This window comes from Actinomyces urogenitalis (genome assembly GCF_002861525.1).
Lineage (GTDB): Bacteria > Actinomycetota > Actinomycetes > Actinomycetales > Actinomycetaceae > Actinomyces > Actinomyces urogenitalis.
On sequence record NZ_PKHA01000008.1, the window covers coordinates 54894 to 67361 of the forward strand.

General features: G+C 70.7%; 11 protein-coding genes. 9 read left to right on the forward strand and 2 right to left on the reverse strand.

Translation table 11 applies throughout. The features are described 5' to 3' along the window. Positions 1-69: 69 nt before the first annotated feature. Positions 70-1431, forward strand: a complete 1362-nt coding sequence (glmM, locus tag CYJ26_RS08030; protein ID WP_006548417.1) for a phosphoglucosamine mutase — start codon at positions 70-72, stop codon at positions 1429-1431. 129 nt (positions 1432-1560) lie between these two features. On the opposite strand, the gene coaA is transcribed toward glmM, so the two are convergent. Further along, positions 1561-2505 (reverse strand): type I pantothenate kinase, encoded by a 945-nt coding sequence (coaA, locus tag CYJ26_RS08035; RefSeq protein ID WP_006548418.1) that lies wholly within the window; start codon positions 2503-2505, stop codon positions 1561-1563. 103 nt (positions 2506-2608) lie between these two features. Between coaA and glmS the strand changes: the two genes are divergently transcribed. Then, on the forward strand, positions 2609-4513 hold the full coding sequence (gene glmS, locus CYJ26_RS08040) for a glutamine--fructose-6-phosphate transaminase (isomerizing) (protein ID WP_006548419.1): 1905 nt from the start codon (positions 2609-2611) through the stop codon (positions 4511-4513). 117 nt (positions 4514-4630) lie between these two features. On the opposite strand, the gene CYJ26_RS08045 is transcribed toward glmS, so the two are convergent. After that, the gene (locus CYJ26_RS08045; protein ID WP_024034643.1) at positions 4631-5017 is read right to left on the reverse strand and encodes a holo-ACP synthase; all 387 of its coding nucleotides are present in this window, start codon (positions 5015-5017) and stop codon (positions 4631-4633) included. A 114-nt stretch (positions 5018-5131) separates the two neighbouring features. Between CYJ26_RS08045 and CYJ26_RS08050 the strand changes: the two genes are divergently transcribed. The 7 genes from CYJ26_RS08050 to CYJ26_RS08080 all read left to right on the forward strand — a co-directional run bounded on the left by CYJ26_RS08050 (position 5132) and on the right by CYJ26_RS08080 (position 12465). Continuing rightward, positions 5132-6364, forward strand: a complete 1233-nt coding sequence (locus CYJ26_RS08050; protein WP_006548422.1) for an ATP-binding protein — start codon at positions 5132-5134, stop codon at positions 6362-6364. A 65-nt stretch (positions 6365-6429) separates the two neighbouring features. Continuing rightward, complete coding sequence (locus CYJ26_RS08055) at positions 6430-8133, forward strand: bifunctional ADP-dependent NAD(P)H-hydrate dehydratase/NAD(P)H-hydrate epimerase (RefSeq protein WP_244902048.1); 1704 nt, start codon at positions 6430-6432, stop codon at positions 8131-8133. Between the two features lie 27 nt (positions 8134-8160). Continuing rightward, positions 8161-9486: an alanine racemase gene (gene alr, locus CYJ26_RS08060; protein WP_101638247.1), complete on the forward strand. Its 1326-nt coding sequence runs from the start codon at positions 8161-8163 to the stop codon at positions 9484-9486. 76 nt (positions 9487-9562) lie between these two features. Next, positions 9563-10147 carry a tRNA (adenosine(37)-N6)-threonylcarbamoyltransferase complex ATPase subunit type 1 TsaE gene (tsaE, locus tag CYJ26_RS08065; RefSeq protein ID WP_048684219.1) on the forward strand — a complete coding sequence of 195 codons (585 nt, stop codon included), beginning with the start codon at positions 9563-9565 and terminating at the stop codon, positions 10145-10147. 35 nt (positions 10148-10182) lie between these two features. Further along, complete coding sequence (tsaB, locus tag CYJ26_RS08070; RefSeq protein ID WP_048684220.1) at positions 10183-10923, forward strand: tRNA (adenosine(37)-N6)-threonylcarbamoyltransferase complex dimerization subunit type 1 TsaB; 741 nt, start codon at positions 10183-10185, stop codon at positions 10921-10923. A 56-nt stretch (positions 10924-10979) separates the two neighbouring features. Further along, complete coding sequence (gene rimI / locus CYJ26_RS08075; protein WP_048684297.1) at positions 10980-11483, forward strand: ribosomal protein S18-alanine N-acetyltransferase; 504 nt, start codon at positions 10980-10982, stop codon at positions 11481-11483. A gap of 226 nt (positions 11484-11709) precedes the next feature. Beyond that, a complete protein-coding gene (locus CYJ26_RS08080; RefSeq protein ID WP_048684222.1) occupies positions 11710-12465 on the forward strand; it encodes a succinate dehydrogenase cytochrome b subunit in 756 nt (251 codons plus the stop codon). The last annotated feature ends 3 nt before the right edge of the window (positions 12466-12468 follow it).

The following is a 12468-nucleotide window of genomic DNA, read 5'->3' on the forward strand; positions in this document are numbered from 1 at the left end:
GCCACGCTCACGCACGCCACTGCGTGGGCGTGGAATGATGGAGACGAACCGATCACAGGAGGAACACCCATGGCACGACTCTTCGGCACCGACGGCGTGCGCGGCCTGGCCAACGACCTGCTCACCCCGGCCCTGGCCGTTCAGCTCGGTGAGGCGGCGGCCCAGGTCCTGACCCGGCAGACCCCGGCCTCCAAGCGCTCGCGCAGCGGGCGACCGCGCGCCATCGTGGGCCGTGACACCCGTGCCAGTGGCGAGTTCCTCGACCACGCCATCTCGGCCGGCCTGGCCTCCTCCGGCGTGGACGTCACCCGCGTGGGCATCCTGCCGACCCCTGCCATCGCCCACCTGACCGCGACCCAGGACGTGGACCTGGGTGTGGTCATCTCCGCCTCCCACAACCCCTTCCAGGACAATGGCATCAAGTTCTTCGCCCGCGGCGGCTACAAGCTGGCCGACGCCGTCGAGGACGAGATCGAGTCCCTGCTCGGCACGATCGACCAGCTGCCCACCGGCGCGGGGGTGGGCCGGGTCATCAAGGGCGAGACCGTGGCGGACCAGAACTACATCAATCACCTCGTCGACTCCGTGGCCACCGACCTGTCCGGCCTGCGCATCGTCGTGGACGCCTCCAACGGGGCCGCCTCGAACGTGGGCCCGGCCGCCCTGCGCGCCGCCGGGGCGGAGGTCATCGTCATCAACGCCTCCCCGGACGGTCTCAACATCAATGACGCCTGTGGCTCTACCCACCCCGAGCAGCTCCAGGCCTACGTGCGCAACGTGGGCGCGGACATGGGAGTGGCCTACGACGGCGACGCCGACCGCTGCCTGGCCGTGGACGCCGAGGGCAACCTCGTTGACGGCGACCAGATCATGGGCCTGTTGGCCATCGGTATGAAGGAGGACGGCACCTTGGGCTCCGACACCCTCGTGGTCACCGTGATGAGCAACCTCGGCCTCATCCTGGCCATGAAGGAGCACGGTATCCGCACCGTCCAGACCGGCGTGGGTGACCGCTACGTGCTGGAGCGGATGCTCCAGGGCGGCTACACCCTGGGTGGGGAGCAGTCCGGTCACGTCATCGACTCCCTGCACGCCACCACCGGCGACGGCGTGCTCACCTCCTTGCGCGTGGCCGCGCGGATGAAGCGCACGGGCAAGTCCCTGGCCGAGCTGGCCAGCGTGGTCACCCGCCTGCCCCAGACCCTCATCAACGTTCGCGGTGTGGACAAGGTTGCCGCCGGCACGGACAAGACCGTGCAGGACGCCGTCGCCGCAGCCGAGGCGCGCCTGGGGGAGACCGGCCGCGTGCTCCTGCGTCCCTCGGGCACTGAGCCGGTCGTACGCGTCATGGTTGAGGCCGCCACCCAGGAGGAGGCGGACGAGGTCGCCGGTCAGCTGGCGGGCGTCGTCAAGGACACGCTCTCGCTGTAGGCCCCTGGCGAGCCGGACGACGGCGGGGCCCACCTTTCCAGCGAAAGGTGGGCCCCGCCGTCGTCGCGTGGATGGGACACCAGCGCGAGCAGGGACCCGTGCTGGCGCGTGCCCGCAGCCGCGCCGGACTCAGGCCTTGCGTAGACGCACCCGGCTCATGTGGTGGTCGGCGTCCTTGTGCAGCACCAGCGTCGCGCGCTCACGCGTGGGCTCGATGTTCTCCTTGAGGTTGGCCAGGTTCACGCTCTCCCAGATCCCGCCGGCGACCGTGAGGGCCACGTCGTCGGGCAGGGAGGCGTAGCGGCGGAAGTAGGAGCGCGGGTCGCGGAAGGCCGTGCGCTTGAGAGTGAGGAAGCGGTCCAGGTACCAGCTGCGGATGTGCTCGGGATCGGCGTCGACGTAGATCGAGAAGTCGATGAAGTCGGAGACCGCCAGGGTGGAGCCACCCAGGGGCTGGTGCCCGCGTGGGGCGGGTTGGAGGACGTTGAGCCCCTCCAGCACGAGCACGTCCGGGCGCTCGACCGTGATACGCCGCTCGGGCACGATGTCATAGACCGTATGGGAGTAGACCGGCGCTTTCACCCGGGGTGCCCCGGACTTGACCGCGGCCACGAAGTCGAGCAGCGCGTGGCGGTCGTAGGACTCGGGGAAGCCCTTGCGGGTGGTCAGTCCCCGCTCCTCCAGGACGGCGTTGGGCAGGAGGAAACCGTCCGTGGTCACCAGGTCCACCCGGGGCGTGGCCGGGAAGCGGCGCAGGAGGTGGGCAATGAGGCGGGCGGTCGTGGACTTACCCACTGCCACCGATCCGGCGACGGCGATGATGAAAGGGGTCGGGCGCTCATCCACCCCCAGGAACTCAGCCGTCGCCTGGCCTCGGGCGCGGGTGGAGGTGATATAGGTCTCCAGCAGCGCCGTGAGGGGACGGTAGACGACGTCGACCTCGGGCAGGTCGATCGGGTCGCCCAGGCCCCGCAGCTTCTCCACGTCCGCCTGGGTCAGGGGCAGCGGGGCTGAGGAGGCCAGGGCCCGCCACTGGTCGCGGGAGAGCTCGATGAAGGGGGAGGGTGCGCTCACGGCTCCAGTGTGTCCTATCGGGGTGCGTGACGCCTAAGCCTGCCCGCCACGCTGACAGCGCAGTGCGTTGATCGATGCCCTCGAGCGTGGTTGCATCGCTCCCATGTGCGGAATCGTCGGCCACACCGGTCCCCTTGCAGCCTCTGACCGCTCGCTTACCGTCCTGCTGGACGGCCTGGGACGCCTGGAGTACCGCGGATACGACTCGGCTGGGGTCGCGCTGGTCGGTCCGGGCGGCCTCGACGTCGTCAAGGCCGCCGGCAAGCTGGACAACCTGCGTGCCGCGCTGGCTGCTACCCCGCCTCACCCGGCCTCGGCCGGCATCGGGCACACCCGCTGGGCCACCCACGGCGGCCCGACCACCGAGAACGCCCACCCGCACCGCGCCGGCAGTATCGCGCTGGTGCACAACGGCATCATCGAGAACTTCCGCACCCTGCGCGCCGAGGTCGAGGAGGCTGGCCGCGTGCTGCTGTCCGCCACGGACACGGAGGTCGCGGCTCATGTGCTGGACATGGACTTCACTGCACGCCTGGCCCAGGTCCAGGCCACCGGAGAGGAACCGGGGGCTGACGTCGTCGCCGGTCTCCTCGTGGAGGCGATGCAGGCGGTCACCAAGCGGCTGGAGGGCGCGTTCACGCTGCTGGCGGTCACGCCCCTGGCCCCCGGCGTCATTGTGGCCGCGCGTCGCTCCAGCCCGCTGGTCATCGGCCTGGGGGAGGGGGAGAGCTTCCTGGGCTCGGACGTGGCCGCCTTCGTCGCCTTCACCAAGAGGGCTGCCGAGGTCGATGACGACCAGGTGGTGCTCGTCAGCGCTGACTCGGTGACGGTATGGGACGCGCAGGGCCGCCAGGTCACTCCGCGCACCTGGGAGGTGTCCTGGGACGCCTCGGCCGCGGTCAAGGGCGGTTACGAGACCTTCATGGACAAGGAGATCCACGAGCAGCCCACCGCGGTGGCGGACACCCTGCGCGGGCGCGTGGACGAGCGCGGCGAGATCGTCCTGGACGAGATGCGGATCGATCCCTCCGTGCTGCGCAGCGTGGACAAGATCATCGTCATCGCCTGCGGAACCGCTGCCTATGCGGGGCACGTGGCCAAGTACGCCATCGAACACTGGTGCCGGATCCCGGTGGAGATCGAGCTCGCGCACGAGTTCCGCTACCGCGACCCGATCGTGAGCGAGAAGACGCTGACGGTGGCCATCTCCCAGTCAGGGGAGACGATGGACACGATCCAGGCGCTGCGCCACGCTCGTGAGCAGGGATCCAAGGTCCTGGCGATCGTCAACACCTACGGCTCCACCATCGCGCGCGAGGCGGACGCCGTGCTCTACACCCACGCCGGCCCTGAGGTCGCGGTGGCCTCGACCAAGGCCTTCCTCGCCCAGATCACGGCCTGCTACCTGCTGGGCCTGTACCTCGCCCAGCTGCGGGGCAACAAGTGGCCGGACGAGGTGGCCGACTACCTGGGCAACCTCGGACAGATCCCGGCCAAGATCGAGCAGCTTCTCGACACCCAGGAGGACAGGATCAAGGCCCTGGGGGCTGAGCTGTCTGATCGCAGCTCCTTCCTGTTCCTGGGACGCCACGTGGGCTACCCGGTGGCCCTGGAGGGGGCGCTCAAGCTCAAGGAGCTGGCCTACGTGCACGCCGAGGGCTTTGCCGCAGGCGAGCTCAAGCACGGACCGATCGCCCTGGTGGAGGAGGGGCTGCCGATCTTCGTCATCGTCCCCACCCCGCGCCGCCCTGTGCTGCATGACAAGGTCATCTCCAACATCCAGGAGGTGCGTGCCCGCGGTGCGCGCACGATCATCATCGCGGAGGAGGGTGACGCCGCGGTGGACGCCTATGCCGACGACGTCATCCGGGTCCCGCGTACGCCGACCCTCATGTGGCCGTTGCTCACGGTGGTCCCGCTCCAGGTCTTCGCCGCCGCGCTGGCCGGGGCCAAGGGGCTGGACGTGGACCAGCCACGCAACCTGGCCAAGTCCGTCACGGTCGAGTAGGAGCTGGCCAGGAGAGCCGAGTGCTCCACTGTGCAGGTCGGTGGGTGAGGGTGCAGGACCGCGGTGCACACCCACCCACCGACCTGCACACTCGCGATGAGAGGGAAGCGGGCAGGCTCAGCCCTCGGCCAGGACGACGGCGGTGGCGGCCCCGCCGTCGTGAGACAGGCTGAGGTGCCAGCGTGAGGCGCCGAGCTCGGCGGCGAGCCCGGCGACGACGCCGTGCAGCGCCAGGCGCGCAGGCCTGCCCGGGGCGCTGACGACCTCGATGTCCCGGTAGCTCCAGCCGCTGGGGGCCTGGCGACCGCGCTGGGCGAGTGCGGAGCCGAGGACCTTGAGCACCGCCTCCTTGGCCGCGAAGCGGGCGGCCAGCGAGTCGGGGCGGGCGGCGCAGGCCTCGCGCTCGCGGTCGGTCAGGACCCGCTTGGCCAGCGCCGGCACAGCGCGTAGACGCGCCTCAAACCGTGCCACGTCCACCAGGTCGGTACCGATTCCTACGATCACCGCTCCAGGTAACCAGGTCTAAGGGTGTAGGCCAAGCGATGGGTGGGCTGTCTACGGGCGCCAGAGGGCTTGGTAATGTTATCAGCGCCGGCGCACCTTGGTAAACTTACCAACATGAGACGTCCCCTTGACTCGCCGTTCAGCCCAGGATCGGACACCGTCCCCCAGGTCTGGGCCGGCCGGGCCGCGCAGCTGAGCGACTGGCGTGACGTCCTGCGCCCGCGCAGGCTCGGTGGCATCGCTGAGCGGGGTCGCACGATCCTGGGCGAGGCGGGCACAGGCAAGTCCTCGCTCGTGCGCAAGATCGCGGCGGACGCTGCGCAAGGCGGGGACTGGGTCACCTCCCAGCTGCGTATCCCGGCTGGTGCTGATCCCCTTAAGCGGGTAGCCGTGGCCCTGATCGACCTGGCGCGCGAGGCGGGCCTGGCTGCGGCGCGGGAGGAGCGGATCAAACGTCTGCTCGGTCGGGTTGAGGCGGTCGCGCTCTCAGGCGTGTCCGTCTCGCTACGGGAGGCAGCCGGACCGGATCCCTACACCAGCCTCAGCGAGCTGCTCATCGAGATCGGGCGGGAGGCAGCCCGGCACAAGGACCGCATGGTCCTCCTCCACGTCGACGAGGTGCAGAACATCACCGACGACGCGGTGCGCTCCCAGCTGCTCATTGCCCTGGGGGACGCTCTCGTGCACGAGGAACGGCGCCAGGTGCCAGGCGGGGTTGAGCTCAGTCCTGCGCTGCCGCTGTCGGTCTACCTCACCGGCTTGCCCGAGTTTCAGGACACGGCGGGCTCCCGGACGGGCGCTACCTTCGCGCGCCGGTTCCAGACCACGACGCTGGGAGCCCTCGACGAGGCCGACCTGGCCCTGGCGCTGCATCCCTTCGTTGACGAGGGATGGGTCATCGCTGATGCGCACGGGCACAACCAGCGGATCCGCATGACGCCTACGGCCTGCCGCGCCCTGATCGACCTGTCCTGCGGCGAGCCCTTCCTGTTCCAGCTGGCGGGGGAGCGCGCCTGGTTCGCGGGGGTGGGGGACATGATCACGGCTGAGGAGGTCCATGAGGGCTGGCGCAGCGCCGCGGCGGAGGCCGAGACCCATGTCCAGCGCGTCCTCGCCCGCCTACCGGCCCGGGAGGAGCGGTTCCTCCGGGCGATGGCGGCACTGGACCCGCACGAGCGCACCCTGACGCAGATCGCGCGTCAGATGGGCCACGCGCATGCCAGCGAACTGGGAACGACGGCGCAGCGCCTGGACCTGACCCGCGGGATCGTTGAGCGCGGGCGTCCCTACACCTTCCGCCACCGGGCGGTCGAGGCCTTCCTCACCAGCTCGTGGCCCTGGGTCTAGCCCCTGCCAAGACTGGTGGCGGCCAGAGCCTGCCACAGCCTCACGTGAGAGGGGAGGATGAGCAGGTGCGTGAAACCTGCCCGACCCTCCACCCGATCACCGCCTACCCGGCCTCCGCCATCGCCGAGGCCGAGGCGCCGCTGACGGCGGGCACCGACCGCTACATGCGCGCCGCTGCTCACTACCTGTTGGCCGCCTCCAGGCAGGAGCTGGCGGCCCAGGCCGCTGGCGCCGTGCAAGCCGGTAGCGCCGTTCACAGGCTCGGCGGAGCCGCTGGCGCCGGGGTGGTCCTGCTGGTGGGCGGCGGACACAACGGCGGCGACGCGCTTTTGGCAGGCGCCGCACTACAGCGCGCCGGCGCGCGCGTGACCGCCCTGCTGGCCACCGAGCACCCGCACGCCGCTGCCCTGGCCCAGGCGTACGCCGACGGCGTGACGGTCCTGGCCGGGCAGCAGGCAGCCTCCTGGCTGCACGATGAGACCGCACTGCGCGGTCCGCTCTCCTTCCGGCTCGTCCTGGACGGACTGACCGGCATCGGCGCCACCGGAGCCCTGCGCGCCGAGGCGGCTGCCCTGGTCGAGCCCCTGATCGCCCGCGGAGGTCGCGGTCAGCGTGGTTTTCGCGTGCTCGCGGTGGACCTGCCTTCGGGGACCGGCGTGGACGAGGGCACCGTGCCTGGCCCGGTGCTCACCGCTGACCGGACCGTCACCTTCACCTGCCTGCGCGGAGCCCATCTCCTGCCGCCGGCAGCCCAGCACGTGGGTGAGGTCGAGGTCGCCGACCTCGGCCTGCCGGTGCCAGCCGGCGCCCCTCTGGTACAGCGGCCCAACGAAACCACGCTCGCCAGGATGGTCACGGTGCCCGGCGACGCTGACCACAAGTACACCCGCGGCGTCGTCGGCCTGTGGGCAGGAAGCCTGACCTATCCAGGCGCCGCTGTCCTGACCGCGAGCGCGGCGGCGCGCACAGGGGCCGGCATGGTCCGGCTCATCGCCCCACGCCGGGTGGAGGACCTCGTGCTCGCCCGTCGCCCGGAGGTCGTCCCGGCGGACGGTCGCTGCCAGGCGCTCGTCATCGGGCCGGGGACCGACCCGGGCGACGAGGAACGGATGGCCCAGCTGGCAGAGGCGCTGGAGCGCTCCGTTGACCAGGACCTGCCTGCCGTCGTGGACGCGGGGGCCCTGACGCTGGTGCCGTCCGTGCTGGCGGCCGGGACGATGGCGCCCGGCGGGCTGGGTGAGCGCAGGGTACTGACTCCCCACGCCGGCGAAGCCGCAGCGTTGATCAGCGAGCTCGGTGTGCGGCGCACCCGCCAGGAGGTCGAGGCGGCTCCGGCTGCCGCAGCCCGACAGCTGGCGACGCTGACCGGTGCCACGGTGGTGCTCAAGGGGACCCCGACGCTCGTGGCACGTCCAGCAGGGACGGATTTGGGGGCGACCGAGGCTGGGCTGCTGTCCCTGGACGCTGGTCCCGGCTGGCTGGCCACGGCCGGCAGCGGCGACGTCCTGGCTGGGGTCCTGGGCACCGTGCTCGCGGCTCGGGGAGCGCAGGAGGAGCAGGGCGGACAGAGGCTGGACCCCGCAGCCTGTGCCGCGCTCGCGGTCCGTCTTCACGCACGCGCCGGCTGGGCGGCGAGCCTGACCCGACAGGGGCTGGAGGCTGATGGCGAGTGCGAAGGCGCGCACGGAGGGCCGGTGACGGCCCTGGACGTCGCTGAAGCACTGCCTGGTGTCCTGGCGCGAATGGTTGCTCACAGCCTGACCCCCTGACGGCTCGCCCGTGGCGAGAGTGGAACAATGCCGTTCATGACTGTCGCGTCCTCCGCTGACTCATCCGCACCACAGACCTCAGCGCGCACCTGGGCGGCTGAGGTGAGGGCGCCCGGGGCTGCAACCGCCTGTGCCCTCATCGACCTGGAGGCCCTGGCCCACAACGCTCGCGTTCTTGCCAGTAAGGCCGGACGCGCATGGATGGCCGTGGTCAAGGCCGATGCCTATGGCCACGGTATCGAGGCGGTGGCGCGGACCTGTCTGGACGCCGGTGCCAGCTGGCTCGGCGTCGCCCAGCTCGATGAGGCGCTGCACCTGCGCGGTCTGCTTGACGCGGCTGGTGTCGCGCGCCCGCGCTCGGCCGACGAGCCTGCCTCCAGCCAGGCGCCACGCTTGCTGTGCTGGCTGGTACCCGTCCTGAGCCCGCAGCAGGCTGCCAGGGAAGGCTCGCCCCTGCGGGAGGCGCTGGCAGGAGACCTTGACCTGTCAGTCTCCACGCTCACGCAGCTCCAGGCCGTTCGCGCCGCGGCGCGTGCCCAGGGCGTCGTGGCCCGGATCCACGTCAAGGTGGATACGGGGATGTCCCGCGCGGGGGCGGTGCTGGAGGACCTGCCGGCGCTGGCACGCGAGGCCAGGGCCGCGCAGGACGAGGGGGAGGTCGACGTCGTCGGCCTGTGGTCCCATCTCTCGCGGGCTGACGAGCCGGACAGCGGGTCCACCGAGGACCACCTGGCGCGGTTCCGGCGTGGTGAGCAGATCCTCAACCAGGCGGGTCTGCACCCGGGCGTGCGCCACCTCTCCGCCACCGGCGGGCTGGAGTGGCACCCGCACGCCCGGCTGGACCTGGTGCGCATCGGCATCGGCCTGTACGGCTTCTCGCCCGAGCCTGCCGTCGCCACCTCCCAGGAGCTGGGGCTACGCCCGGTCATGCGCCTGCAGGCGCCGCTTGTCCAGGTCAAGCGCATTCCCGCTGGACAGGCGGTCTCCTACGGCGGGACCTGGAGCGCTCCGACCGACCGCTGGGTAGGCCTGGTGCCGCTGGGCTACGGCGACGGGATCCCGCGTGCCGCCGCCAGCACCGGCCCGGTCTGGGTGGCGGGCAGGCGCACCACCGTGGTGGGCAAGGTGTGCATGGACCAGGTCGTCATCGACCTCGGCCCGGCCACTGACGCCGCCGGTTCGCCGTTGCCCGTGCCGGCCGCGGCTGGCGACCTGGCGATTGTGTGGGGCGACCCCGACCGTGACGGTGAGGGGGTCCCCACCGCCGAGGACTGGGCGAGGGTGTGCTCAACGATCAGCTACGAGATCCTCACCCGCCTGGGGCCGCGTGTCCCGCGTGTCCCGGTCAGGTGAGGGCGGCTGGCCGCGGGACGCCTAGAGTGGAGCCGCCGGCAGGCCCGCCGAGCAGCCCGAGACCTCAGGAGTGGTGATGACCTCTCACGCAGCCCAGACCGTGACCGTGACGACGACGGACGCGGACGGCACCCGAGCCCTGGGTGCGCGCGTGGCCGCCTTGTTGCGCCGTGGCGATCTCGTCATGCTCTCGGGAGGGCTCGGGGCCGGCAAGACGACCCTGGCCCAGGGCATCGGCTCCGCCCTTAACGTGCGCGGACGAGTGTCCTCGCCCACCTTCATCATCGCTCGTGTCCACCCCGCCCTGGGAGAGGGGCCGGACCTCATCCACGTCGACGCCTACCGGCTGTCCAGTCTGGAGGAGATTGATGCGCTGGACCTGGACTCCTCCCTCCAGGAGTCCGTGACCCTGGTGGAGTGGGGCGAGGACAAGGTCGAGGCCCTGAGCGCCGACCGCCTGGAGATCGCCGTGGGACGCCCGCACGGTGGCCTTGCGCGCCCTGGCGGTGCGGAGGCCGACGGGGGACAGGAGACGGCGCCCTCGGACGCGGCTCACGGGGTCACTGACCTGGCCGAGGTCGACGACGGACGACGCACGATCACGCTCACCGCGGTGGGCCCGCGGTGGGCAGGTGTCGATCTCGACAGCCTCCTGGCCTGAGCGTCTGAGTCCGGCAAGGGCCTAGGCTGGGTCCCGTGCGCATTCTTTCCATCGACTCCTCGCTCGGAACCCAGCTCCTTGTCTGCGACGCGGACCCTGCCGGCCAGGCCCCTGACCAGGCCCTGCGCCTGACGGTTCTGGCCTCGCTCGACCAGGAGGACTCACGCCACCACGCTGAGTCCCTGGGCCCGATGCTCTCCCAGACTCTGTCGACCCCCGGCGTGGCGAACCAGCCCCTGGACGCCGTCGTTGCCGCGACAGGCCCGGCTCCCTTCACCGGGCTGCGGGCGGGGCTGGTGACTGCACGCACCGTGGGACGCGCCCGTGGACTGAGGGTCTACGGCATGCCGAGCCTGGACGCCGTCGCCCGCCGCGCCCTTGACGAGCTGGTGCAGGCTGAGGGCGAGGAGGCTGCCAGTCAGGCGGTGGTCCAGGTGGCCACCGACGCCCGCCGCAAGGAGGTCTACACCGCGCGCTACCGTGCCAAGGGTGCCGACGACGTCGAGCGGCTGGGCGAGATCGGCGTGATGGTGCCGGCTGAGCTCGCCGGCGTGCTGGAGGCTGACGCGGTGGCTTATGTGGCCGGATCTGGCGTCGGGCTTTACCCCGAGCTGGCTGAGGCTCGCACGGCGCTGGCGCCGGTCTCCGGTGACGCGCTGGCCCAGGTCCGTCTCGCGCTGGTGCGGCTCGCCCAGGGGCGTGAGCTGCCCACTGAGCCTCTCTACCTGCGCCACGCCGACGTCCAGATGCCCACCGCCACCAAGCGTCACAGGTGAGCCAGGTCACCGGCCCCGACCGGGGTGAGAGCCTCGCGCAGGCTCATCTGCGTGCGATGACGAGTGCTGACCTTGCGCAGGTGGCTCGCCTGGAGGGCGAGCTCTTTGGCGGCGAGGCCTGGAGCTCTCAGCTGGTGGCAGACGAGTTCGCCGCGGCCCAGGGGCCGCAGGCGGACCGTCGCTACGTCGTCGTCGAGGATGCAGCCGGTGGCCTGCTGGGGTACGCCGGCCTGTGGCTCGGCGACGGTCGCGGGGAGGCTGACCTGCTCACCATCGCCACCGTGCCGGCCGCACGACGCCGTGGCGTGGCCACGGTGATGCTCGCCGATCTGGTCGAGGTGGCGCGCGGTCGTGGCTGCCGCGCGGTGCTGCTGGAGGTGCGGGCCTCCAACGAGGCGGCCCAGCGCCTGTACGCCGGGCACGGATTCCGCCCCCTGGGTGTGCGCCGGCGCTACTACGTCGCACCGGTGGAAGACGCCGTGGTCATGCGCCTGGACCTGCGCGGTGGCCTGGGAGCTGTGGGCGCGGAGACATTTGGTGCGAGTGGTCTGACGAAATGATGCAGGACGTGAGGTCTTTTGACCTGACGAATGAGGCTGGCTCGCAGTGCGTATGAGGCCGGGCAGGGCCGGGAAGCACCGTCATGACGCCAATCTCGGATCAGGATGCTGAATCGGGGACATCGAATAGGACTATCGGCGCACTCACCCTGGATACGCTTCCGCCGTGGCCTCACAGACTGTTTCACCCAAGAAGAAGCGGACCGCCTTCTCGACCACTGTCTTTATGAAGCGCCTCATGGCGTGGTCGGGCATCGTCTTCCTGCTCTTCGTCATCTTCCATGCTTACGGCAACACCCACTACTTCCAGGGCGAGATTGCCTACGATCACTACGCGGTGTTCCTGCGGACCTTACTCCAGCCGCTGCTGCCCTACGAGGGCTTCCTGTGGATCATGCGCATCGCGCTGGTGGTGCTGCTGCTCGCGCACGCTGGCAGCGCCTTCCACCTGTGGCACCGCAACAAGAAGGCGCGCGGCAGTGACAAGTACGCCGTGAAGAAGCCGGGCGCGGAGTACTTCGCCTCGCGCTACGCCATGCGCACCATGCGCTGGGGCGGCGTCATCCTGCTGCTGTTCATCATCTGGCACATCCTGCAGTTCACCACCCTATCCGCCACTCCGGGCGGTGAGTACGTGCACGGTCGCGCGTACCAGAACATGTACTACGGCTTCCAGCTGTGGTGGGTCTACCTCATCTACCTGGTGGCGCTGGCCGCCCTGTGCCTGCACGTGTGGCACGGCGTGTGGTCGGCCCTGCAGACCGTCGGTGCCATGCGCGGCAACGTCATCCCCTTCGTCCGCGTCATCGCCTTTGTCGTCGCCTTCGCGCTGTTCGCCTGCTTCATGGCAGTGCCTACGGCGATCCTCTTCGGCTGGGTTGACGCGCCCATGGCCGCTGCCGACTACTACCCGCAGTTCTGCGACGCGATCGGCTCGGCTGCCGAGCAGTTCGCTGACCACTGCGCGGCCGTCGCCTACTGACTG

Bases quoted from the DNA above. Each gene is read 5' to 3' on its own strand.
- glmM (WP_006548417.1), top strand. From the start codon at position 70: ATGGCACGACTCTTCGGCACCGACGGCGTGCGCGGCCTGGCCAACGAC.
- glmS (WP_006548419.1), top strand. From the start codon at position 2,609: ATGTGCGGAATCGTCGGCCACACCGGTCCCCTTGCAGCCTCTGACCGC.
- CYJ26_RS08050 (WP_006548422.1), top strand. From the start codon at position 5,132: ATGAGACGTCCCCTTGACTCGCCGTTCAGCCCAGGATCGGACACCGTC.
- alr (WP_101638247.1), top strand. From the start codon at position 8,161: ATGCCGTTCATGACTGTCGCGTCCTCCGCTGACTCATCCGCACCACAG.
- tsaE (WP_048684219.1), top strand. From the start codon at position 9,563: ATGACCTCTCACGCAGCCCAGACCGTGACCGTGACGACGACGGACGCG.
- rimI (WP_048684297.1), top strand. From the start codon at position 10,980: ATGACGAGTGCTGACCTTGCGCAGGTGGCTCGCCTGGAGGGCGAGCTC.
- CYJ26_RS08080 (WP_048684222.1), top strand. From the start codon at position 11,710: ATGAAGCGCCTCATGGCGTGGTCGGGCATCGTCTTCCTGCTCTTCGTC.